Below are 23,973 nucleotides of genomic sequence, written 5' to 3'. Positions count from 1 at the left end.
CTATTTTTCCTGATTTAATTTAGATATATCAACATTGGGGCTCTTGGAATATTTATTTTTCAGTTTTGTTTTTATTCTATTCACTATTGTCTTAACTTCAGCTTCATTATACAAAACAGCAGCATGCTCCCGATGTAAACTTTCATTTTCTTGCATTCCCGCCATCAGAACTTTAGCATGATTAATTGAGTCTTTAATTGCAGATGGTACTTGGATCGCTTTTATTGTTTCAATAGATGTATCGGAATACAAAGGGCTATAAACAATATATCTACTATAAACGTTCCGACCATTTCTAATAACTTGAGAATAAATTGAGTTAGGAACTGATGCTGATATATTTTTTGAAATCCATTCTTCGCTCATTTGTACAATTAGTTGAGTTTTACTGGTTTTTCCGCCAGACGATGGTGTGGAGGTAGTTGAATTATTCTTTCCTGGTTTCCCACTCCCCGCATTTGGTTTTCCGCTAGGCTTACCAGAGCCCCCATTTGGTTTCCCCGAACCAGTTGTAGTATCTGCATAAGAGTTTGCATCAGCAGTTCCTGATTTTTCACCATCTAATAACAATGCACCTAAAGTTTTTAACTCTCTTTTAACCGCATCCATACCATTTACACCTAGACGCCCCGTCATAGATGGCTTGTTTGTATTTTTACCTCTAAAATATCCATGTGGCTTTGATGATATTGGTAAATGGCTTTTTGCTTCAACAATTGCAAAAGGTTTTCCATCATTATTTTTATCTTGATCAACTCGCCATACAGCATCTATACCATGACCATTCGGTTTACCAGGTTTTAGTTGAAATAATTTATATGAATTACTTAATTTACCTGGGATTTGTGCAGAAGGGACTGCTTTCCCCCAAGTACCAGATGCTCCCTTGTCATGACCTTTCCAAGTTTTTCCCCAATTTAACTTCTCAGCACAATAATAATCTGCTATATGTTCGCCCATATCACCTACTAATGCTGTGGTTAATTGATCTAAACTTTGTGTAGCAATAGTGGCAGCAAGTTGCTTATTAGGTTTTGATGAGTTGGCTGCATTATCTCCTTTCTGACTTGTTGTTTGTTTTTTTGACTCTGGAACTTTTTCTTTATGCCCACCTCTTTTTTTCATTTTATTAGCAAAAGCTACATTGTTTGGAGCAAAACTAAGCCAGTCAATCACACGTCTTTCTAATAAAGCAACTGAAGCCATAAAAACTTGACTTAAAATTCGAAAGATATCACCTACTATTTTTTGTTTATCTTTCGGAAGGCTTCCATAAAGACTTGAGTCTTCGATGACTTTTTTTGCGCTATCTAAATATGGTTTAAGTTTTGCGCTATCTGTAGCATCTAAAATCAGTTGTTCAATATTTGCATTTACACCACTTTTTTGTGCAACATAACGAACTAAATCCATCATGACTGGCGCGTATTTTTTAGGTTCTCGATTTACTAATCTAAATATTTTTTTTATACCATCACCAGGCCCTGGCATCCACCCTATTAACGCTAAAATTAAATCAACAGTCACTTCATCCTTTTCTTGTTGTGTACTATTTCTTTTACTATATACCCCCCAAATCCCTTCAATTGTGTCATAAATGTCTATTGCCTGACCGGCAAAAGGAACAGCACCTAAAGCAATAGCTTTACCTATTTCAACAACCGCATCTGCTCTTGGGTCACTTGTAGAAACTTTTTGTGCTCCTGTGTTAGCCATTATTTTCACCCTCATTCAGTTCTTGTTGTGCAATTAAATCGTTTAAAGTATTAAATGGATCTATATCACGACCTGAACACTCTCTTAAAAAGTTTTCCAAATCAAATTCTGGTGTATCAACATCAATACCTATTCCTTTTAAATCTCCCAAAATATTTTCTTCAGTCACGACTAATTCTGTTACAGGCTTTAATGGTTCAACATAATCTGTGTCTCCAAAAAAAACTTCATATTTCATATTAGGAACACCGTCAATACGTTTGAATCCTTGTTGGTCTAAGCGACCTTTTAACTTACTGCCATCTTCAAATAAAATCGTATAAGGTGCATTAGATACTGGTTCCAAATTTTCAGTATGTAATACCAGTTCGATCCATGCTGGTTTTATTTCTAAATTAGGTAGTGGAGGAATAAGAGAATCGACCTGTACACCACTCACAAATTTGTGCTGCCCCGCCTTACTCTCAAACAAACCACCAGTCGTTGCAAACACGCCTGAACCATTGATCTTTAATTCTGAGGTATCTGCAACTAATCTAATCTCTTTAGGACTCGTAATATAGATTGTATCTTCAGTTGAAATGATTTGAATGCTCTTACGTGCGATCAAATCCGCACCATCTCCCTGCGCCTGTATCTCAACTTTGCCTTTTCCTGCAAAGAACCTTGCACCTTCCTGTGCTGCAAATAAACTGATTTTACTTTGTGCATGAGCTACCAAGTTCTTTTGCGTACTTAGGTTAATACTATCGCCTGCGCTATGGCTGATTTGTCCATCTGCTGAAAGGTGAATATCCTCATTCGCACTCAGTGCAATAGAATTTGGTGAAGTCAAAATCATCAAAGCTTGTTTAAATGCTTTTGCCTTAGCTTCACTTTCTTGTTCGATTTGCTCAATAAACTGTTTTAGACCATCTAGCATTTCTAAAGGGTCAGTCTGTTGATTCTTGGCAACTTCACTTAAAGCTTTTGAATTATTCAAACTCGATTCAAGTTGTGATTTTGTTTCAGAGGTATCAAGATGATCACCACCTGCTGAGTCTTGTGAATAGGTAGAAAGCAATAGGCCTTGTTTGGCTCTGAGAGCTCCCCATTGATCTGTACGCAATTCAAAGCCCTCACCTCGTCCTTCGCTGGTGTCAGTTTCTTTAGGATGACTGAGATTACCTAGATTGAGTTGACTTACCCCATGACTACTCTGTAACTGACTGCTGATCTGGTTGGTCGTATCATCAAATCTGAGCTGGTTGTAGCCATTACCTTGATATTCCTTGCTTTTTATTCCTGACAACTTTTTAGTATCAGGCAGTTTGCCTTTGTCATCAAACTTGCTTGGATGACGTTGTGCTTCATGGATTCGCCCAACCACAAATGGACGATCAATGTTGCCATCAAAGAAGTCAATTACGACAATCTCACCAATACGGGGTAAGAATCGCGCACCATAGCCTTCACCTGCCCACGGGGTCAATACATCGACCCAAGCCGAGTCGGTATCATTGTCATTAGATCCAGCACCACCATCATGGATGTTGTCTTCATTACGGGTGAATAGGAAACGGACTTTTATACGGCCCCATTCATCGACATGAATTTCTTCTCCGCTTGGCCCAACGACTCTGGCACGCTGTGGTGATGCAACTGGTCGATGTTTTAATGGATTGTATTCTGGTGCAACCGCAATATTACGTCGCTGTAGGACTAACTCGTTGGCTTGGCGTTCATCACTATTGTTTGTTGTGATATTGGTCGTTTGCCAATTGCTTTGCTTAAGTAAAGTTTCAACTTGGTTGGTCAGGTCTTTTGGTAAATTATTCTGGTTATAGAAGGTCTTAGATATGATCAAGAACTGCTTATCTGAAGAATCTTTTAGATCGATTGTCGGGTGTTCATTCAGCTCAAAAAAATACCCAACATGTGCATCTCGTACAGTTGAGGTAGCTGTAAATTGTTTAGCTTGTGAATCGTAGTAGTTACTGAGGTTTTGGTTAAACTTTTCAATCTGGCTGTTGCCTGATTTGGTTGCACCATCTTCACCATTTAAGTCTTGTATCCATGCAGGGCTAAAGTGCCATGCTTGTTCTAAACCCAAATTGGCATTGTCATAATTTTCACTATGTTGATGTTTGCTTTGAACTGAGCCAGCACCTTCTTCTGTTTCGAGTGCATCTGCTTGCCAACGTTGGATATGCACTGCGGTGGGTTGAATGGAACGTAATCCTGTAAATGCCGTGATGCTATCTTGCTTTTCTACAGCAGAGCTACGATGAAAACGAATGTTACGTCGATCCAGTGCTTGGTATTGATCATTGCTGTCAATTAATCGTAGCTTTTGAGGTTGGATTAGTTGGCTTGAACTGGAAACTTTAAGTTGTGCTTCATCAATTAAACTGTTAATGCCTTCCGAGGCTAGCAATCTTTGAATGAATTCGCTATCCAATTCATTATTCTGCATAATGAATGGTCTTACATCATAGTCTTTGGTTAAGCCACTTTTATCCAAAGTTAGACTTGAAGCAAACAACGGGCTTTTTTCTCTCCACTCCTGAAAGATCAAATCCACGATTTGCACGACAGACTTTGCCATAAACACACGACTGTTTCTACGATATTTCCACAGTGCTGTCGGGTCTTCTACCGTGAGACGATAAATTGTAAGAGAACCATCGCTTGCGCCAGAATCAGCCTTTGTAACAATACCTGAAATTCGATTGAGTTCTGATTTATCGTTGACGATATCAATTGCGATTTGAGAACCAATAAACTGCTTTAATGGAATTTGAGAGCTGGTTGAAAGGCAAATGAGTTGTAAACTCAGACCTACATTAAGTTCATGTGTTCCATCAATACGTTGAAGGAAAACCTGATTATTCAGTGAGCTATTGCTGAACTGTAAATGTATCGCACGCATTTTTGCAGTAAGACCTAATTGCTCCAAAGCGGCATAAATATTGTTAGACATAGTTTATTATTTGATTTTAGATTGTGATCTATTTTACTCAAAAACTTAATAATCTGTCTATACAGAGTTATCTATGATCATTTTTAATACAACAATTTATGTCTCATTTTGTTTCAGCTTTTTGAGCACTCTTAAAGCATGCCTTACTTGCCCTTGAGTCATTTGATATTTGTTTTGTAACTCGACATAGCTTAGCTGTTCCAAATCTGCTTGATGCGCTCTAACCCAAACAATAGCTAAAGGTTTTTTGGGGATATTGAGTAGCTTTTTTAAATCTATCCTTGCCCATTTGATTTGTGATTGTGTGAGATTAAAATTTTGAGCAATCTCCTTAATAGTCAAATCATGACTTAATAAAGCGTGTTGATTGTCTAATAACCATTGTTTTCTCTCAGCACTTTTTCGTTTTAATTTTTCGGCTGTTGTCGGAAGGTTCTGCTCCTTACACATTTGTTTATGAACTCTTGTTGCAGTAGAGACAGCAATATCCATCGCCTCAACCAAATCAATAATTTTATTACATGAAACAATGATGTCTTTATGTGCTAAAACCTTTTCTTGAATTTCATCTTCAACCTTTCTTGCCCGTTTTCGAGTCCTGATAACGCCAACTTTATGGACTAGATAACGAACAAATCGACCAATGTCACCTTGATTTAATTGATATTTTTCAAACAACACATCACAACGCTCGTAGAGTATTTCGTCCTGATGTGCAATGACCCATGCATAATCAGTTAGTTTCCTTCTTATATTAAGACGTTTTCTAAAACGAAGTAACACATCTTTAGAGAATCCAAGCTGTTCAGCTAAAATGAACAATTCCACTGAGTGATTTTGTTTAATAAACTCAGCCAGTTCATGCGTCAGGATAATTTCGGCACAATGCCCATGAAGTCGCTCATATCCTCTACCTTTAAGCAGCATTAATCCATTCGGTAGGCGTATTTCCTCATAAACATCCCAGTCTTCACCCTCCCAATCTTTGATGGTTTTTATTGGGTAAAGTATATATTTTTTAGCCATAACAACTGAAATTTATTGTGCTGATTAATAACTCTTCTTTTATCAAGTTCAGCTTAAAATTTAAAGTACTTTTTTAAGAAGCTTTGCAAATTCCCCCAATATATCAAACACAATAAAATCCAATTAAGATACTGTTTTATATTGTAAAATTAATAAAAAATTATGATAATTCTTTAATGTATAAATAAGGCTATATGCATGATGCAATTGAAATCCAATTGGCGCATAAGGTTGGTAATGCTGTGTCTCAGGCATATAACCATGCACAGCATTTAGAGTACCGAATCAAAATAATGCAGGATTGGTCTGATTTTATTGATGGTTTACGTAATAAAATTATGCCTCTTCCTAAATCTAAATTCGCTTAGAATTCATTATATCCATGGCTCTCCAATTTTTGCTTGTCTCTGGTTAAAACGAAGCCTTAAAAAATTAGCAACTCAGTCGATGGATATAATCTAAAAATAAAAACAGAATTTTATACTTTAAAGCCGCCTCATGAATTCTTTAGCCAAAGCATCATCTATCTCTTTAAGTAAAATTTTATTCATTCCATTTCTGGCACTTGGTAAATTAGCATGCAACCAAGTAAAAATCTCTCTCTTGTTATAATCAGAACTTTCAATCATTTTAGATAAACTCAATGCGGAAGATCTAGATAGACCTAGAGAAATTAAGCTTAATTGCGTTCGATTAGATACACCCATTTCTAGGAACGAATGGAAGTCACTATGATTTTCGACTAAATCCCCTCTCCCATTATTATTTAAATATAAATTCAATACATCATTATAACAACCAATATATTTAGGAGCATTAAATCTAGCTATACGCTCTATATTATCAAGCACCTCTCTAATTACAGTATTAGAATTAACAGTTCCCTCCTTCTTCAAAATAAAAGAGATTCTTTCACTTATAATCCTAGAAATACTATATCCCCACATCCATTGTAAAATCAAACTATTGTAAAAATTTTGCTGAACATTTGAAAACCCTAGGTTATGGCTCAAATTGTTTTTAATTCTCTCAAGGGCTCTTCTATATCTACTATAGTCCGCTCTTTCAGAAAAAGATCCTAGACATAAACGCTCAATTGGTTTTTCTTTATTAAAATAAAATGATTCGTATAAATTATTAAGCAAAATTGGACTAATTCCAGTGTTTTTTTCAACAATCTCTATCGTTATTTTTATCTCTTTAATAAGCTCATTCAACGTTAAGTATAAAAATTCCACATCATTAAAACAACTTTTAAAACTAAAATCATCTAGATTATTTTTACGATAATAATTAACATATATCAGATTTAAGAAAGCTTCTAAATTCGGATTTTTCCTACATTCAGAATAATGATCTAATGAATTAATAAAATCAATCACATCCGTTACAGAAAATATGCTTTTTTTTGATATTTTATCAATCTTGATTTTTTGCTTTCTTATAGGAGGTTCACCACCTTGCCATAATTCATTTACATTAGAATCCACACAAAATATATTTCCTTGAAACTCCTTTCCCCAACGTCCAGCTCTTCCGACAAGATTCCAAAAGTCAGTAGGTTCCATCAATTTTCTATTGCCTTTTTTAGGACCTCTAACAAAAATATTTTTACACGCAAGATTAACCCCTTCTATTAATGTAGAAGTACAAATTAAGAATCTTAGCTTATTTTCAGAAAATAGTCGCTCAATCTCAGACTTAATCGTCAATGGCATATTACCGTAGTGATATGCTATACCTTTAGATAGGACTTTTGCTAACAAAAAGTCTTTATGTACTTCAGATTTTGAAAATTCAATAAGCTCTTCTATATCTTCATAAAACAAACTATTATTTATATATCTGTATAACTCCTGTGCAACATTTTCTGCTTCAGCAGCCCCATTTACATATATAATATTTCCAGGGCTCTCTCCAGAAATATTGAAAGCAACCTCAACTAGTCTTTTATATCCTGAAGTATTATTTTTATTGTATAAAAATACTCCTATTTTATTTTTCGCTTCAAAATAATTAAGATAAATATGCCACCTTTTTTCCTTCTTGCTTTGCTCCACCCATAATAAATTTTGATTAACCGTGATTAAATTACTTTTATATACTGCCGATACTCCTTCTTTATCCAATAAAATTTCTGGATTTTCAGTAAAAGGGCTTGCAAATACAATTTTCACACAAGGATTATAAAACTTACAGCTCATTATCGCCTGTTCTAAATAAACACCTCTTACCCCATCACCAATTTTATGAGCTTCATCTACAATTAATACTGAAACCTTATTTCTATAATAAGTCGACAGAAAAATATTTAATCTTTCTTGAGTAAAAATAAGAATATTTTTTTTATATAATTTAATATCCTCAAGTACTGGAACTATATTAATGTTCACATCTCTATTCATTATACTGAAAAAATCATTATAAACCTGATTGATTAATGCACGAGTTGGTACAACATATATAATTAATCCATCTTCAATATTATCAAAAAAATCCTTAACCCAAGTAGTTAATATAAATGACTTACCAGCAGAAGTAGGGGCAGAAATAGATATTTGAGTATTATTTTTATCTTGAAGAAAATCCCAACATTTTTTTTGAAATTTATTTAGATATATTTCATTTTGATCTGGTAGTTCAATAGAATATTCAAGATCTCTTCGAAATGACTCTATCTTCGCACCAATAGATAAACGATTAAAGAAGCCTTCTTCTACCAAGTTCCTTTTTTCAGCTAATTTAATAGAATTTCTATTAGTAAGAGTATCTAAAATCAGTAAAGCTCTATCTTTACTTTCATATCCTAATTCAGTAATTATAGAATATTGTGCTACTTTAAGTGCAATATCTTGAAATAATGGATTTTCAGAATTACAGAATAAACTTGAGCAAGTTAATAAATAGGATAATTCCTCTGCATTCAACTTATTTAAATCAATCGATTCTTTTTTATTAATATTCTCAAATTGGTCACTTACATAATTTATTGATAATTTAACTACCAATTCTTTTAAGTAATTTTTACTTATTAAGTAATTACATACATTTTCAATATTCATAAGTATTTCTAACCAAATATTTTTTCGTTAAATTTTTGTCTAAACACTTCAACACTTGGGAATGGTAGCAAAAAAACATGAATTTTAATCTTAGCTAAATCCTCAGCTGTTATTCTAGTTAAAATATTTTTGTTCCATAAATCAATCTGACTAGAAACTTTATTAGTTACCTCTTCAATAGCTTGAGCTACCCCTTCTTCACCGTAACAATCGTGGTCGAATGCAATTAAACAAATACCCCTATATTCTAATAAGTTAAAGTTTGGATCATCTGGATCAAGATATGAAACTAAAGCCTGCATTAAATCTGGATCATTGACATTCATGAATTCACTTAACAAGTGTAAATCACGCCTATCATATCCTGTACCATTACCCTTCAATAAAGGAGCTATACTTTTCATACACTCATATATTGCATTACTAGGATTTTTATATAATTTAGACTCACCCCAATATAAACAGAGTTTTTTTGTATCCTCACTTACTCCAATATGTATTCCATCAGCTCCATTATAGTGAAGCTGACTATTTGTTTTTAAACTCATTTTACTAATTAGCTGAGGCAGTTTTAAAATATATTCTGCAAAAAGAAATAAAAGTAACTCCCCACTTTCACCACTGTTACTTAATGATGTGAATAAACCTTTAGCTTTACTACTTAATTTAGAAAGCTCGATAGCTGACCCAGTATCCTGAAAGTCCTTAAACACCCTGTCCATTTCTTTTCGCGGAATAGCATAATCTATCAAACAGTTAGATAAATGTTCAACTAATCCATCTATTCTGATTTGTCCATTACCATCCAAATTTACACAGTGAAAGTGGCATATTGCATTTGTGCCATCTATTGACAAGTTTTTTTCAACTTCATGTAAATATGCTGTTAATGGTCTTACCTTATTCTTTACAATTTTTGAAAAGGCATCTTGTATCTCAAATATTTTCATAATTTTAAGTATGCTTAAGTTCCTAAGCCCCTTTATAAATGATCATTTTTAAAAAGCGTTATCATCTAAATTAGTTAAACATTAATAAACTAATCTTATAAACATAACGTTCTGTAAGCAATTGTTCGTTAACTTTAGTACCATTTTTTTTGTTTGTTGTATCTACGGTATATAAACTCATATTTCCCCACTATATTTAAAAGTATGCAAAACAAGCTTTCTGACTGACCTTTCCAAGAAACATCGCTAATACCCTATATTTTTAAATTATAACGACTTAATAAATCAGAAGTTTTTGTATGAAGCTCAGAGAAATAACGATTACGCTTTAACAAAGGTGGCTTTTGTATCGGTAGTTCTTTAATTTCATGGAGGAGCGGTAATCGCTCAATAAATTTAAAGTTATCAGCAACCTTATGAAATTCATCTTTTTTCAGTTGTTCATCACGACAGAAAATGTCATAAGCTTGCTGTTTTTCTGCATCCCAGAAAGTAGCAAAAGCTTCTCGTACGGTTTGCCCTGTAACCATTTTCGGGATTTGTTCATTGATAAATTTTTCAATCAAATTACGTTTATCGTATAAAGAAATATCCGTATTCAATATTTCTTTGAGCTGTTTAATTCTCTTCTCTCGCTGAGCCTGATTCTTCTCTTTAGCGATCAGACCAAGTAAATCCATAATGTAATCAACATTGATACGATCACTAAACAACAAATCAAGTTGAAAATCCACCTCATCCAATACAGAAAATTTTTCAATTACGTTATCAGCCTTCTGATACATAAAGGCTAAATCTTTATATTTAGAAGAATAGTCTTCAAAGTCTTGTTTGGTTAAGGACGTTGTATCTTGATCATATTCCGAATACATACGTAAACGGTTATTCAGTTTCATCACTTCACGGAAGGCATGAACAAAAGAGAGTTTTTCACTTTCTCGATATAAATCATCCACAGACTGACAGGTGGGGACGATACTCAATAAGGTTCTTACTGCTGACTCGTATTGTTGTATGACTTGCTCATAAGGCTTCACAATCACAGTGTCTTGTGCATCCTTATTCGAAAACATAATCAATGCTTCATCTGTCGCCTGTTTAAGGTTTCGAAAACAGACAATATTCCCAAAAGGCTTCGCTTCGGTATAGACCCGATTGGTGCGTGAAAATGCCTGAATGAGACCGTGATGTTTTAAGTTCTTATCGACATAAAGGGTATTGAGTAATTTTGAATCAAAGCCTGTCAGGAACATATTCACCACAAGCAAAATATCAATCTCTTTGCCTTTATTTTTGTCTGTACCGTAAGCTTTAAATCGACTGCTTATATTTTGATAATAGTCGTAAAATCCTGTGCCTAAACTATAGTTGGTATTATACAGTTGATTATAGTTGCCAATGTATTGGGTTAATTTTTGCTCGGCAACAGTATCAACTTGCTTAGGTGTTTCAACTTCCTCGTCAGCAATAAAATCCCCATCACTATCAGCCTCTTGCTGAGTTGGCGCTTTTGCATAAGAAAAGATCGTGGCGATATTTAAAGGCTGGTACAGTTCATTATTTTGCTGTGCTTGTTGCAATAACTCAGTTTGTACTTGTTCAAACTTATCGTAATACTGAATCAGATTCGGAACAGAGGATACACAGAACATCGCATTAAATTGGCGCTGTTTAGTTTTACTCGGATGAGCTTCTATAATTTTACGAACAATTTTTTCTATACGCTCTGCACTTTCAAAAAGTTCTTTTTTATTAATATTTTCGACTTTTTCCTGTTCTGCTTCATCTTCTGCATTTTGATGGACAAAGCGCCCTAAATAATCGATATGAAATGGCAATACATTACGATCATGAATTGCATCAACAATCACATACTTGTGTAACAGTACAGGAAATAGGTGTTCCGTTGTAAACTTCTCACCGCCAACATTATGGCTATTTTCTTTAAAAATTGGTGTACCTGTAAAACCAAACATTTGTGCATTTTTAAAGAATTTTTTAATTTTTTGATGGGTTTCACCAAATTGGCTACGATGGCATTCATCAAAAATAAACACCACATTTGGATCTTTTAGAACCTCCATTTCATTTTCATAACGCTCATTGGAAATCGCATTATTGAGCTTTTGAATGGTTGTTACGACCAAACGATTATCCAAGGAGCGGAGTTGTCTGACGAGGTTTGCAGTATTGGTGGTACTGTCTACACTGTTTTCACGGAATTTATTAAATTCTTCGGCAGTTTGACCATCTAAATCCTTTCGATCGACCACAAAGATGACACGCTGAATTGCAGGATTTTTGATCAATAATTGACTCGCTTTAAAAGAAGTGAGTGTTTTACCCGACCCTGTAGTATGCCAAATGTAGGCGTTGTCTTGTGAGGTTTTGACATGTTCAATGATCTTTTCGACCGCATAAATCTGATACGGACGTAGAATCATTAAACTATGGGTAGACTGATGCATGACTATATATTGCGTCAACATCTTAGTCAGATGTTGGGGCGCTAAAAATGCAGCCGTGAATTGAGTCAGATCATTAATGTTCTTATTATTTTCATCCGCCCAAGGGAATGCAAACTCAATGTTTTTTGTACCATTTGAATAATATAGGCAATTCACTCCATTACTAATCACAAAAAACTGAATAAAGCCAAATAACCCCTGCCCTGATTTATACGCTGTTTTGGCATATTCTAATGTTTGTTTAAATGCTTGGCTGATTTCAACACCACGTTTCTTCACTTCAATTTGCACCAATGGGAATCCATTGATGAGTAAAGTCACATCAAAACGACTACTGTGCCCATTGAGATCACGGTGATCTGCAACAATTTGGTTTGAAACTTGGAAAATATTTTCTTCAGACTTATCACTAATAAAATGGACATGTTTCACCGTGCCATCATCGAAATTAACTGGACAACGATTACGTAATAATTCAGCTTTTTTAAATACGGTTGTTTCATTACTTAGGTAGTGCCAAATCTGTTGCCACTCATTCGCTGAAAACGGTTGGGTGATTTGATTAAGATGTTGTATTTGTTTTCTAAGATTACCCAATAAAGCTGTTTCATTACGAAGTTGAACCCTTCCATAACCTAGAGTTTGTAATTTTTCAATGAATAATGCTTCTAATTCAAGCTCTTTTTGAATACTCACTTTTAATCTCATCAATATGGTTATAAATTTTTGATCTGTATCTGATTAATCATGTAAAAATAACATTTATTGAATCATGCTTCTATATAAACCTAAGAAAAATAAATACAAATAAAAAATGATTATCGAAATAGTTGTTTAATGACACTCAAGATATATTCTAAGTTTTCCGTATCAGAAACGTCTGCCCGATAGTCCCCTAATCCCCAATGTCCTGTATTAGACATATCTCTAAATATTTTTTTTGAATCATTTAATTGGCCAATTTTTTCATTCAATGTCAATCTGAGTAATTTATTATAGATTTCAATACAAACAAAAGTTTTTTTATGTCTTTTAATGGAAATATACAGTTTTGTCGCGCTAATTTCTAAATCTGGTGCTAAATTTAAAATAGCATCACGAAACTGTTCATAAAGTTCTATTATATGATCTGGCTTACCAGTCAAATGAAAATCCTCATCATATTGTTTTATTTCTTTTGTAATTTTTTTAATCTCTTCAGATTCTACTTTTTGCACTTGTTTTATTGATGGCGCAGACTTGGCTTTTTGTAATGGATTTATGTAAATGATGCCGTCTTGATAGCGTTTGATTTCCCATAACTCAATACCTAAATCTTTGAAATTGGTCGATTGCTTTTGGAAGTCTGTAAAGCTTGGTGAAACGAAAATTATGCGACTTTGTGACCAATCTACATCTTGGCGTTTTAGGTTATTGTTTTGACCTTCATTATATTCAAGCACAAAGTCTGCTTTGTATTCCAGCATCAAGTTTAGATAAGAAACACCTTGATCAATTACACTAAAATTTCGTTCGCGTTTATATTCAATAATTACAAATGCTTTGCTTTCAGGATCAAATGCAAGTGTATCTATACGATTGCTTTTTATGACAAACTCAGATTTAATCAATTCCAAACCCGTAAATTCTGCGAAATTTTCCTCAAATAAAGTCTGTATCTCTTTTTCTAGTCGAAATGGTTGTTCAACAAGTTCATTTAATCCATTAGATTTCGTCTGATAGAGTTGCATTAATTTCTTCCTACAATCATTTATTATTAGATAATTCAAACAGTAATTTGAGATGTTCAATTGTCATCGGTAGCCCATTCTCAGTTTTATGTAACATCGCATGGCAATTTGGACAAACGGGTATCAAATCAGTTTCAGGATTGACTTCGTAACTTTCTAAAATTTGATAAAGCGGTGTTATGTGATGTACATGAATAAAGTCATTTGCAAAAAAACCATAAGTTTCAGCAAAGCTCATGTCGCAAACCTTACAGCGAGTACCATGAATTTCTAAGCATTTTGCCCGAGCTTCAGGGCTACGTTCATATTTGTTGACGAGGACAGTTTGTTTAGCGCCTTCTGGAAAGGTTTTACTTTGTGTTTGAGCTTCATCTGGATAATCAGTTTCAAAAGTCTCATTTCTAAACTCTTTAAAAATATGATCTAAGAAAATACGAATTGGGTCATTTGAGGCTTTATCACGATCAGTTCTTCTTCCTTGTATTGGTGCATCAGGAATTAATTTTTGACGAAGAAAGTAATCAAACGTGAGTGTAGCTTTATCTACTTTCTGTAATTTTTCAAAAATTGCATAGGTGTTAATACTGTCAAATTGTTTAAAATTTTTCCAAAAAGCTTTTTGTGCAAGAGGATACTCAGATTTGTTCGCATGTCCAATGACTTTAAATTGGTAAATCACTTTTGATATTGGTTTAGTCACATAGACATGGACAATATCATTGAGTTGTAAACCTTTGTCTTGCTTCGATGTTGTGTTTTTCCAATAAATTTGAGTTAAAGCATCAAATGCTTTATCCAATTGAAAATCATCATAGTTTACTGTTACTAGCCAATTTGCCATTCTTAAAACTCACCCCTAAAAAAACAATGCTTCTCATCTCCTAAATAGAGAGGAAAAATCATTAAAACAAACATTTGCTGTAACAAGGTTTTTTCACTATCTTACTTGTTCAATTTCCTGGATATATTCAAGACTTTCTTCTTTCCTAAAATCAATCTCATAATTACCTATTACTCAAATTCATTTAAAATTTTCTGAGCTTCAATAATTATATTGGTCATTTGATTTAAATCGAAAAATTCAACCGCCCAACAAATACTTTTAAAAGTTCCTGAAGATCTTGTATCTTCATCTGATTTATCCCAATCAACACTCTCACTGAACTTGCCTTTAGATTTCTTTATTTTTGCTGATATTTTTCCTGCATTGGCTTTTTCTTTACCATCCATATCATAACAAAGCCAAACTTCCACCACGGGTTCTTCTTCAAAATTAATATATAAAGCAATATCACTATGAGATTTCAATCCCATTTTAGAAAAACGCCAGCCTTTACAGATTTGTTTGAATCTTTGCTCTTGTATCACTCTAAAGTTTGAATCTTCAAAATATGTATTGAGTTGATTTAAAATATGATTTTTAATTTCATCATAACCTTTCTCTCTAAGTACAAAGAGTTTTTGAATTTCACGATGGTGTGCCATCACAAAATTAATAACTTCCATATTTGTATCCATAATTTCATTATAATTTTCTAAATGTAAAAGAAATTCTCGGGCGAGAATGAACCATTTATTCAAAGGGTTCTTCAAACTCTGCTGTGCTAAAAAATCGCGTATATAGTGACTAAGCAATTGAAATGAAAGTGAAGACCAACCTTTAAAACTTGTTTTCCCATCAATATTTAATACCATGTAAATAATATTTTTTTTGGTATTTTCTACTTTAGTCTTTGCCCACTTTTGATAAGACTTTACAGGATTATTTTGTTGATAATCAATTTTAACCTCTACCACAATCAATGCGGTTTCAGTCTCAATCCACAGATCAATCCGCTTATTGTCTTCTGTCACATGCTCTATGGCTAAATCTTGAAAAGCTCCAAAATCTTGTTGGCTAATTTCATCTTGAATAGCTTTAGTTAAGCCCTTATAAAATGTATCTGTTAATCCATGTACTTCATTTGGATCAAGGAAAAAGCGAAGCAACTCTGTGGTCGGATTTTCATGATGTTTTCTAAAAGCAGAATCAAAGAATGTTACCTCTCTTTCAGGAATTTTATATTGCTGTGCTTTAAGCAATAAATTTTCATATCTTTGTAATTCTTTATCGTCTAATTCCGCCATATCCACCCCTAAAAACAAAAAAACCAAACCTCCCTATAAGATTTGGCTTTAAAAAATTAAACAAACATCTGCTGCAACAAGCCTTTTTTCCATTGTTTGGTTTGCTCAATTTGTTGAACTACAGCTTCAATTTTTTGATCAATGGCTGATAAAAAATTAGCGATTTTGGTTTGTTCTTCTAGGCAAGGGACATTAATATCAAACTTAACTAGTTTATTTACAGCTAAACCAGCTTGAGCGGATGATTCGGAAAATCGATTCAACTGCATATAGTCAAGCCATATTGATAGCCATATTGTACTACTGTCTATCTTAGCTTGAACAGCAATAGCATGTTCAGAAATGAAGTTTTTACCATCTACCAGATTAATATTTCCGCACAAAGCTCCTTGCCTTCCAATCAGTGTGAAAATACCATCATGTGTATAAGTATCTGTATAGCCTCTTAAACCATTACCACCATATACAGGATACGCTCCTTTATCAGAAATAGTGGCTGATGTGATAGTTTTTCCACTTTGGAAATGTGAACAAATATCTCCTAGTTTTCTCTCCTCCCACGCTACAAACTCACTCCCATCATCTGTTTTAAAACGAATCTGTTGGCTAAACAGCTTTTGTAACAAGCCTTGTTTATATAGGCTTAAAAGTTTATGTTTTTTTGTGAGTAAGCTAATCTTTTCATTCATGATTGAAAGAAAAGAAGCGATTTTGGTTTGTTCTTCTAAACTAGGTAAATCAATCTTTAATTCTGCAAAATTGGATTGCCCAAGTGTCTTATTTCGACCCGCACCACCTGGGGAAGCTAACTCTAAATAGCTTTGTCCTTTATCTGTCACAAACAAATAACGTAGAAAATTTACGTTCGATAAGTTATTTTTTGGCAAGTACATTGGGAATCTATGTGATGCGATCATGCCATTTTCGGCATCACTTGTAACAGCAATTGCACGTTCCCAAGCAAACACAATATTAACTACAAAAGCACTTGGTTCAACCCAAAAAACTCTTTTATTACCTAAGCTCTTACCATCAATAGACTCTTTATGAAAAATACCTTTACCATGAGAACGAATACCAATTTGGGTATATTGTTGATCCGCAATAACATCTACAGGATTAGATACTCTTTCTAAGAAACTATCTACTCGTTGTTTAGTCCAACCCCCATTAAACTCTTTAAATCGTAACTTAGGCGTAGACATTATTTTTGTTCCTTATATTTTTTAGGGCTTAAGGCAGTTATCAAATAATCCTTAACAACTAAACTTCCCAACAATTCCTTTTCATTCAATATACTTAGGATGTTATTGCTTGTATTTTGCACAGAGGTGTTAAAAAGTTCAGCAAGCTGTGCTTGATTCATGAAAAAGTCGCCATCACGCGCATATAAGGCAACTCTGTCTTTACCATCATCCGTATGATAAATAATTAAATTTTCTTGACTCTCCATTACTTGGACTCTCCAAAAGGTGAGTTAATTCCAAGCTCCTTACAGAAATCTGCAATCACTGCATCTGTTTTTTTGCTCTCTAATTCCAATGCTTGCAATTGTTGTGCAATCGCATCTAAATCAATTTCATCCTCAGCTTCAAAAGTGTCGACATAACGTGGAATATTTAAATTGTAATCGTTGTCTTTTACTTCTTTCAGCGTAGCAACATATGCATATTTCTCAATATCCTGACGGTTTTCAAATGCACCAATAATATTATCCAAATGCTCAGGCAATAACTTATTTTGATTCTTCTGTTTTTCAAACTCATTGCTGGCATCAATAAACAAGATATTGTCTTGATGCTCACGGTTTTTCTTGAGCACCAATACACACGTCGGAATAGAAGTCCCATAAAAAATATTGGCAGGTAAACCAATGATAGTATCGATGACATTCATTTTCTCAATCAGATATTGACGAATCACACCTTCACTTGAACCACGGAACAATACTCCATGTGGTAAGACGACTGCTAATGTGCCATGTTCATCCAAGTGATGAATCATGTGCTGAACAAATGCAAAATCTGCTTTTGTTTTAGGTGCAAGTTTACCATAGGCTTTAAAACGATCATCATTCATCAAGAGTGGATCAGCAGACCAATCCGCAGAAAATGGAGGATTTGCCACAATCGCATCAAAGGTCATCCCAATATGCTGTGGCTTTTTTAAAGTATCTTCTTGTCTAATATCAAACTTTGAAAAATGAACATCATGTAAGATCATATTCATACGTGCCAAGTTATACGTGGTACGATTCATCTCTTGCCCGTAAATTGCATCGACATGATTACCGACTTCACGCTTTACTCTAAGTAGCAAAGAACCTGAACCGCACGTAGGATCATACACACTGCGTAAACGCTCTTTGCCTTGTGTCACGATACGAGCCAATAAAGTCGACACCATCTGCGGTGTGTAAAACTCACCCGCTTTCTTACCTGCACCTGAAGCAAACTCACCAATCAAATACTCATAGGCATCGCCCAATACATCTGATTCAGTATTGGAAATATCGAAATCAATCGCATCTAAATGAATGATGACTTTAGAAATCAACTCATTACGATCATTGGCATTGTTACCCAACTTGGTTGAAGTTAAATCTAGGTCTTCAAACAAATGTGCAAAATCATCGGCAGAATCTGCATCTTGCGTACTTTGCTCAATACTTTTCAAAATTTCAATTAAAGTATCTAAAATAAACTCTTCATTTCTCGCTCGTACCGAAATGCTGTGAAACAACTGATTTGGTTCAAGGAAGTAGCCCATATTTTCTAGGCTTTCTTGTTTAAGTGCTTCTAAAAACTCTTGATGTTCTTCATTACTCGAATCTAAATCTGAAAATAAAATGCCTTCATCGGCAAGTTCAGCATTGGCACTGTTTAACACTTTCTCAGACAAATATTTATAAAAGATGAGTCCTAAAATATAATCACGGAATTCATCTGCACCCATTTTTCCACGTAGGGTATTGGCAATATTCCAAAGTTGTTTTTGCAGTTCTTGGAGCTGTACTTGAGTCATGTTAAAAAGTAACCAAAATCATCATTTTAGAATGGGGTTACTTTGACATATTTAGCGTCTTTTATTAAGTGGTATTTTTTACAGTTCTGAGTATTACGACACCTTGCGTCGTATGAATCATCTCACCCGATTGTTTTATTTCATTAAAAAGCTATTTTAATCAAGACAATTAAAAATATGAGTAAATCATGCTATTTGATAACACAATGAATAAAGAATTACAGTCCTTTTCTCGAAATATTACCTCCCAATTACTCATAGGTGGTATAGCACTATTAACTCTTTACAGAGCTGACACCAAGCCCGATCTAGCATGGTTCAAGTTTACTAGCCTATATGTAGTAGGGCTGCTACTCTTACTTTGGTCAATATACTCCGCACTCAGTAACGCCTGTATTTTATACAATGATTATAGGGATTATTTATGGCGCCAAGGAGAGAAGTTCGATCTCATTCGTTTAATGAAACATCCAAAAAAAGAAGATAACTACTTAGTCGATATTTCAAAAGCATTTAAAGGATTAAAGAACGTAGATTTAATAAAAATTCGTTTAGAAGGCGCGTGTATCTTACTGATTTGGTTTTTATTTGCATTCGTCTATATATTAGGCATCATCATTATCTTTTTACAGCAAGCTAAGGTTTTTAATTTCTGAGGGTTTAAAACCCCTCAGAAATTAAACCATCACCAGATATCAAAATCTAAAATTTGTATTGATGAGCGATAACCAATAAGTTTTTAACAAAAAAATAAGGGAGCTTTCGCTCCCATACTTATCGGCTTTTTATCTTATCTTCAATCCACTGATGAACTTCCAAAGCCACCCAACCAATACGTGATTCACTTAAGCGAACTGGCTTTGGAAAACTTGGATCATAGTACTTGGAATCTACATTAATCATTTCATAAATCTTTGCCCGACTAATACTTGTGAATTGAATGACATCTTTAATATTAATTATTTGATTCATTTGAAAAGTTTGACCTGTGAACGCATTCATGATGTTTACTCCTGATCATTGATGCGAGCGCTACTGCTCAAATAACCCCAAGGTCTGTAATTTTTTAACCTTTGAGCTCATTCAGTTCACCGCCCTCACACTTCCCTGCAATCCCTGCTGAATATCCTGCACAAACCCATCACCCTGATTGAGCTTAGGTTTAACTTTAGATTTTGACTTAGGTTGTGCTTGTTCAGACTCAGTAAGTTCATCTGTATAAAACTCCTCCACCAAGTCCAAACCCTCCTCGCTATTCACCTCAAATCTTGCATTACTAAAACACTGCCGAGCCATCTGATCTAAAGCACTTTGATTAAAACCAATGGCTTTACTCTGCTGATCAATCTCTTTTGCCATTTGAATGGCTTGTTGAAGGTTGACACCATCTCGTAGAGTTAAGTCCACGTAATACACTGGGGTACGATAACTTTGTGTTGTCGACTTCCCTCTAAGAGTCAATTGCAGTGGTAAACAGGACAGCAAGCCATTCGATACTGCATGGTAATAGCTGAGTCGGGCAGCAAGCGTTCTTATACTGTTAAATCCAGTCGTTCTAAAAATAAAAGTACCCAATTCATCTGACTCATCTAAGTTGACATGCAAGCGTCCAAAGGGTTTACAGTTGCCTCCTTGTGCCAATGGACATAAATCAGGTGATGGGCATTGATGTTGTTCTACACCTTGATTGGTTTGTCTTTGACAGGTTTCACCGTTGCCAATACATACAGGTCGCCCCGTTTGTCGATCAAATAAGGTATATTCTGCTCTGAGATTGAGTTCAGGATCATTAAAAATCATTCGCACTGGAATAATTCTGAGTTTTTGATTAGGGGCTTTGGTCCTCAGTTGCTCATCTAGTGGATGTTTTATCCAGCCATCCTTACCTTGGATTTGGCTGGTGATGGTGAATTGATCATCCTTTTGAGGCAGTCGTTTACCATTCTTTTCGATGAGCTTTCCAATACTGATACGTCCTAAAATAGGCGGTGTGATTGCTAAGCCTTTGATCATATTAGTTTCCTCTTTTCTGTAAAATTGAATTAGCTAAACATCCCATACGCTCAGGCATGGGATGTTTAGCTGGAGTATTCTGTTTTGCTTAGGCTAATTGCCTTTCAATCATCATCTGTATAGATGTTGAAACGCCGTGAACCCTGCTTGCTTTGTGGAAATTGGTTTAAGAATTCAGGATGTGATTTCAGTAAAGCCTTACTGTCTAAGCTGATCGAGTCCTTGGACTTTTTCCAAGTCACTGAGCCGGTTTGAAAGGTCGCTCGTTCAGCTTGTTGCATCTTGGCTTGCAGTTGATGTTTGAGTAGGTCAAATTGTTCCTGATGTTTTTCAATTTGATGACGTGCTTGAATCAATTGTTCAAACTGTTGATTGGCTTGCTCATCTTCGGATAAGTCTGTGGTACTGAGTGGCACGTGTTCGGGATAAAGCAGTTGCAAAGCTTTGGCTGCCGATTCACTGGCATCGGCTTCAGGTGGAACATCCTTTTCCACACATTCCCAGAAGTAACGTTCCGCATGGATGATATGTTGTATGACTGATTCTGAACGTGTCACCTTAAAAATTCGAGTTTCATGTCCACAGATCAACACACAGATATGTGCTGCTTGTTTGCCTGTCACAGCCAGTTGATGTTGCACTTGGCATAGCACGTATAAAGGCACGCCATCTCGCCAAAGCTTAGCGCCATATTCTCCTGCGGTTTTGCATTCCAAAAGTTGTACTTCTGCATCACCCACCACAGCATAGTCCAAGTTTGCCAACATGAAATGTTTATCGGGTTCAGGATGTTGTAGTACTGCATTCACCCTACGCACCTTATAGTTGGTATGCATGCTGTAATATTCAGCGACTAAAGGTTCAAGCCGTTTTCCCCAGTACAAGGGTGCATGACCTTCACTTTCATCTTCAATATTTTGTTGAATCCGTCCTGTTTTAATCATCCACAGTTCAAGCATCGACATATAGGGATTCAGTCCACAAGCAGCAGCACAATCACTACTGCCTATGCCTTGCCGACGCACTTTCAACCATTCAGCTTGGCTCAAGCTTTTGGTATTTACCAGACGTTTGGCACTAAAGAAACGTGGTGCAATAAATGGTTGGCTTTTCATTGCTGTATTGGTCATTACAGCATTGGATGGGGTAGTAATATTTAAGTGACTATTCATAGTTTATTCCTGTATTCATTAAATTTCGGTCATAAAAAAAACCACATCCGAAGATGTGGCTATGTAATGTATTTTTGAAATAATTGATGGGATAATTCGTGTTAGGCAATCATCCTTAAAGCTTGTTCAAGCCCACGTTGTTTTAAGCCTGCCCCTGCACCAAACCATGCTGAGTCAAGACGATGATCCTGACTCATCGCACGACGTTCGTGATCAGCGAATTCCGTTATGCCACATAACAGACCATAAGCCGTGTCTTTAGCTGAACTGAGTTCCGCACCTCTCCCATGCCCTTTAAACATGGTCATAACTTTCGACATAGCACGCCCATTCGGTTCTGCTTTGGTCGATTCTGCTTGATGAGCAACATTACGATAAAATTGGATAATGCCTTCATCCTGTTCAGCAATACTCAAACTGGTGTTGTTAAATACAGCATCGAAATAAGCTGCAGCTTCCTGTTGGGTGACTTTACGTTGACTCAGTTGTTTCATTTCATACATATGATCTTCCCATGCACGCACGGAAATCCCCAGTTGCTGTTTAATTTTCTCAGCATCGAATTTGGTGCTATGTGGCACTTTGACCACACCTGCACTTGAGTTTTGTCCTTTTAAAGCAATGGCTAAAGTGTTGTTACACACCACACGGATAGACGTGAATTGTGCTGTGGTTGCCAGTGTACCGTCACAAGCGGTGGCTAAGAGAATATAGCCATTACTGATATCTTTACCTTTTAAGGCAAAAGTCTGCCCTGTCCGTGCGAGCGCCCAGAGTTTCTTCCCGCCTTTGAGCACCCCTGCGGTTTCTAATTCAAAACCTGATTGTTCTGTCAGGTCTTTATAGAAGTGTAAAATTTCTCTCGGTTGAACTTCCTGATAACGTTGACTGACCACAGATAAAGGTTCATGGGTATCAGAGCGGTATAGAACACGCTGTTCTTCAAAAGGCATGATAATGCTTTGTCCACGTTCATTCTGTGCCATGTAACTGACATCAGAGGATTCAATCCGCCAATCCATGCCTGCCTGTTGTGCCCAAACTTCAATCGGTTGGTTTTGACTAAGTTGGTTGCCTAAACCATGCCAAGGAGTTTGTCCAACGAATGCCATTGTCTCAACTAAATGTGCCATAAGGTTTTCCTTTAATAGATCAATCTAGAATTGTTTCAATTTCAGATTTTGTGCATAAAAAAAGGCCTGCTGGGGGAGCAGGCCAAAGGTGAAGACGATCAAATGAATTTGAACCTCTTGATTCACTTCAATGATATATATCTGAGATTTTTTCTAATCGAATGTAAATAAAACACTTTTTAAATCACTCAATTGACTAAAAACACGAGGGCGATTATGCTTAATTCGCTGGCCTACATTGCCAGTCGGTTTTAGCAGACCGCTGATCCAGCACGATGTATAAAGTTATTTTTATATGTCGTGGAACCCTCGTGTCCCCCTTTTTTTCTATGGTAGGACGGGAGGGGGACGCCTCGTGCGTGCTGGTTCCTTGGATCCCAGTCTGCTAACCCCCTTTCGTTCTACCACCATTATTTAGCAGTAAGTTGGTAGAACTTCTTAATTCCAAGGAGTCAACCATGACTAAATATCATCTATCATTCTTATTTTCTCTAAAGCCATATTGGGTATTTCCCTCGCCCTTGGCATAACACTCAGTTCTCATTCAGTTCATTTTGATCTAAAGGCCCATTTCATCTTTGGATGGATAG

16 protein-coding genes and 3 pseudogenes are annotated in these 23,973 nt (G+C 35.4%); 2 read left to right on the top strand and 17 right to left on the bottom strand.

Annotated elements, in window-relative coordinates; genetic code table 11:
* The 3 genes from FHR28_RS15080 to FHR28_RS15070 all read right to left on the bottom strand — a co-directional run bounded on the left by FHR28_RS15080 (window position 1) and on the right by FHR28_RS15070 (window position 5,704).
* Complete coding sequence (locus tag FHR28_RS15080) at window positions 1-1,716, bottom strand: hypothetical protein (RefSeq protein ID WP_166782995.1); 1,716 nt, start codon at window positions 1,714-1,716, stop codon at window positions 1-3.
* A complete protein-coding gene (locus tag FHR28_RS15075; protein ID WP_166782994.1) occupies window positions 1,709-4,678 on the bottom strand; it encodes a type VI secretion system Vgr family protein in 2,970 nt (989 codons plus the stop codon). Before FHR28_RS15075 ends, FHR28_RS15080 begins: the two co-directional genes overlap by 8 nt.
* Window positions 4,679-4,774: 96 nt before the next feature.
* A complete protein-coding gene (locus FHR28_RS15070) occupies window positions 4,775-5,704 on the bottom strand; it encodes a hypothetical protein (RefSeq protein WP_166782993.1) in 930 nt (309 codons plus the stop codon).
* Between the two features lie 188 nt (window positions 5,705-5,892).
* On the opposite strand from FHR28_RS15070, the pseudogene FHR28_RS15065 reads away from it, so the two are divergent.
* Window positions 5,893-6,072 (top strand): annotated as a pseudogene (locus tag FHR28_RS15065) (integrase); the annotation flags it as partial.
* A gap of 117 nt (window positions 6,073-6,189) precedes the next feature.
* Here the strand turns inward: FHR28_RS15065 and FHR28_RS15060 are convergent.
* The 10 genes and pseudogenes from FHR28_RS15060 to FHR28_RS15020 all read right to left on the bottom strand — a co-directional run bounded on the left by FHR28_RS15060 (window position 6,190) and on the right by FHR28_RS15020 (window position 19,065).
* Window positions 6,190-8,766 carry a DEAD/DEAH box helicase gene (locus tag FHR28_RS15060; protein ID WP_166782992.1) on the bottom strand — a complete coding sequence of 859 codons (2,577 nt, stop codon included), beginning with the start codon at window positions 8,764-8,766 and terminating at the stop codon, window positions 6,190-6,192.
* A gap of 8 nt (window positions 8,767-8,774) precedes the next feature.
* Window positions 8,775-9,716, bottom strand: coding sequence for a DUF1837 domain-containing protein (locus FHR28_RS15055; protein ID WP_171527369.1), 942 nt, complete (start codon window positions 9,714-9,716; stop codon window positions 8,775-8,777).
* A 254-nt stretch (window positions 9,717-9,970) separates the two neighbouring features.
* Entirely contained in the window at window positions 9,971-12,880 is a 2,910-nt protein-coding gene (locus tag FHR28_RS15050; protein WP_166782991.1) for a type I restriction endonuclease subunit R, read from the bottom strand.
* A 122-nt stretch (window positions 12,881-13,002) separates the two neighbouring features.
* Window positions 13,003-13,914 carry a DUF5655 domain-containing protein gene (locus FHR28_RS15045; protein ID WP_166782990.1) on the bottom strand — a complete coding sequence of 304 codons (912 nt, stop codon included), beginning with the start codon at window positions 13,912-13,914 and terminating at the stop codon, window positions 13,003-13,005.
* A gap of 16 nt (window positions 13,915-13,930) precedes the next feature.
* Window positions 13,931-14,755 carry an HNH endonuclease gene (locus FHR28_RS15040; protein WP_166782989.1) on the bottom strand — a complete coding sequence of 275 codons (825 nt, stop codon included), beginning with the start codon at window positions 14,753-14,755 and terminating at the stop codon, window positions 13,931-13,933.
* Between the two features lie 170 nt (window positions 14,756-14,925).
* Window positions 14,926-16,041, bottom strand: a complete 1,116-nt coding sequence (locus FHR28_RS15035; RefSeq protein WP_166782988.1) for a PD-(D/E)XK nuclease family protein — start codon at window positions 16,039-16,041, stop codon at window positions 14,926-14,928.
* Window positions 16,042-16,097: 56 nt separating this feature from the next.
* Window positions 16,098-16,772, bottom strand: a pseudogene (locus tag FHR28_RS22155) (restriction endonuclease subunit S); the annotation flags it as partial.
* A pseudogene (locus tag FHR28_RS22150) lies at window positions 16,752-16,958 on the bottom strand (restriction endonuclease subunit S); the annotation flags it as partial. The pseudogenes FHR28_RS22155 and FHR28_RS22150, both read right to left, overlap by 21 nt.
* A gap of 287 nt (window positions 16,959-17,245) precedes the next feature.
* Complete coding sequence (locus FHR28_RS15025; RefSeq protein ID WP_166782986.1) at window positions 17,246-17,494, bottom strand: DNA-binding protein; 249 nt, start codon at window positions 17,492-17,494, stop codon at window positions 17,246-17,248.
* On the bottom strand, window positions 17,494-19,065 hold the full coding sequence (locus FHR28_RS15020; RefSeq protein WP_166782985.1) for a type I restriction-modification system subunit M: 1,572 nt from the start codon (window positions 19,063-19,065) through the stop codon (window positions 17,494-17,496). Before FHR28_RS15020 ends, FHR28_RS15025 begins: the two co-directional genes overlap by 1 nt.
* Before the next feature lie 206 nt (window positions 19,066-19,271).
* On the opposite strand from FHR28_RS15020, the gene FHR28_RS15015 reads away from it, so the two are divergent.
* Entirely contained in the window at window positions 19,272-19,721 is a 450-nt protein-coding gene (locus FHR28_RS15015) for a hypothetical protein (RefSeq protein WP_166782984.1), read from the top strand.
* A 118-nt stretch (window positions 19,722-19,839) separates the two neighbouring features.
* On the opposite strand, the gene FHR28_RS15010 is transcribed toward FHR28_RS15015, so the two are convergent.
* The 4 genes from FHR28_RS15010 to FHR28_RS14995 form a co-directional block, all read right to left on the bottom strand.
* The gene (locus tag FHR28_RS15010) at window positions 19,840-20,067 is read right to left on the bottom strand and encodes a helix-turn-helix transcriptional regulator (RefSeq protein ID WP_166782983.1); all 228 of its coding nucleotides are present in this window, start codon (window positions 20,065-20,067) and stop codon (window positions 19,840-19,842) included.
* A gap of 81 nt (window positions 20,068-20,148) precedes the next feature.
* Window positions 20,149-21,078 carry a hydrolase or metal-binding protein gene (locus FHR28_RS15005; RefSeq protein WP_166782982.1) on the bottom strand — a complete coding sequence of 310 codons (930 nt, stop codon included), beginning with the start codon at window positions 21,076-21,078 and terminating at the stop codon, window positions 20,149-20,151.
* Window positions 21,079-21,182: 104 nt separating this feature from the next.
* Window positions 21,183-22,250: a YqaJ viral recombinase family protein gene (locus tag FHR28_RS15000; protein WP_166782981.1), complete on the bottom strand. Its 1,068-nt coding sequence runs from the start codon at window positions 22,248-22,250 to the stop codon at window positions 21,183-21,185.
* A gap of 101 nt (window positions 22,251-22,351) precedes the next feature.
* The gene (locus tag FHR28_RS14995) at window positions 22,352-23,383 is read right to left on the bottom strand and encodes a DUF932 domain-containing protein (RefSeq protein ID WP_166782980.1); all 1,032 of its coding nucleotides are present in this window, start codon (window positions 23,381-23,383) and stop codon (window positions 22,352-22,354) included.
* Window positions 23,384-23,973: the final 590 nt, after the last annotated feature.

It is taken from the genome of Acinetobacter sp. BIGb0196 (assembly GCF_011759595.1).
GTDB classification, from domain to species: Bacteria; Pseudomonadota; Gammaproteobacteria; order Pseudomonadales; family Moraxellaceae; genus Acinetobacter; species Acinetobacter guillouiae.
Note: the sequence above shows the minus strand (reverse complement) of the source record. Positions and strands in the feature narration are given on the sequence as shown.

What these genes read in the sequence shown, in the direction of transcription:
- FHR28_RS15075 (WP_166782994.1), bottom strand. Translation starts at nt 4,678, where the DNA reads ATGTCTAACAATATTTATGCCGCTTTGGAGCAATTAGGTCTTACTGCA.
- FHR28_RS15020 (WP_166782985.1), bottom strand. Translation starts at nt 19,065, where the DNA reads ATGACTCAAGTACAGCTCCAAGAACTGCAAAAACAACTTTGGAATATT.
- FHR28_RS15060 (WP_166782992.1), bottom strand. Translation starts at nt 8,766, where the DNA reads ATGAATATTGAAAATGTATGTAATTACTTAATAAGTAAAAATTACTTA.
- FHR28_RS15025 (WP_166782986.1), bottom strand. Translation starts at nt 17,494, where the DNA reads ATGGAGAGTCAAGAAAATTTAATTATTTATCATACGGATGATGGTAAA.
- FHR28_RS15040 (WP_166782989.1), bottom strand. Translation starts at nt 14,755, where the DNA reads ATGGCAAATTGGCTAGTAACAGTAAACTATGATGATTTTCAATTGGAT.
- FHR28_RS15035 (WP_166782988.1), bottom strand. Translation starts at nt 16,041, where the DNA reads ATGGCGGAATTAGACGATAAAGAATTACAAAGATATGAAAATTTATTG.
- FHR28_RS15015 (WP_166782984.1), top strand. Translation starts at nt 19,272, where the DNA reads ATGAATAAAGAATTACAGTCCTTTTCTCGAAATATTACCTCCCAATTA.
- FHR28_RS15000 (WP_166782981.1), bottom strand. Translation starts at nt 22,250, where the DNA reads ATGAATAGTCACTTAAATATTACTACCCCATCCAATGCTGTAATGACC.
- FHR28_RS15070 (WP_166782993.1), bottom strand. Translation starts at nt 5,704, where the DNA reads ATGGCTAAAAAATATATACTTTACCCAATAAAAACCATCAAAGATTGG.
- FHR28_RS15055 (WP_171527369.1), bottom strand. Translation starts at nt 9,716, where the DNA reads ATGAAAATATTTGAGATACAAGATGCCTTTTCAAAAATTGTAAAGAAT.
- FHR28_RS14995 (WP_166782980.1), bottom strand. Translation starts at nt 23,383, where the DNA reads ATGGCACATTTAGTTGAGACAATGGCATTCGTTGGACAAACTCCTTGG.
- FHR28_RS15010 (WP_166782983.1), bottom strand. Translation starts at nt 20,067, where the DNA reads ATGAATGCGTTCACAGGTCAAACTTTTCAAATGAATCAAATAATTAAT.
- FHR28_RS15045 (WP_166782990.1), bottom strand. Translation starts at nt 13,914, where the DNA reads ATGCAACTCTATCAGACGAAATCTAATGGATTAAATGAACTTGTTGAA.
- FHR28_RS15005 (WP_166782982.1), bottom strand. Translation starts at nt 21,078, where the DNA reads ATGATCAAAGGCTTAGCAATCACACCGCCTATTTTAGGACGTATCAGT.
- FHR28_RS15080 (WP_166782995.1), bottom strand. Translation starts at nt 1,716, where the DNA reads ATGGCTAACACAGGAGCACAAAAAGTTTCTACAAGTGACCCAAGAGCA.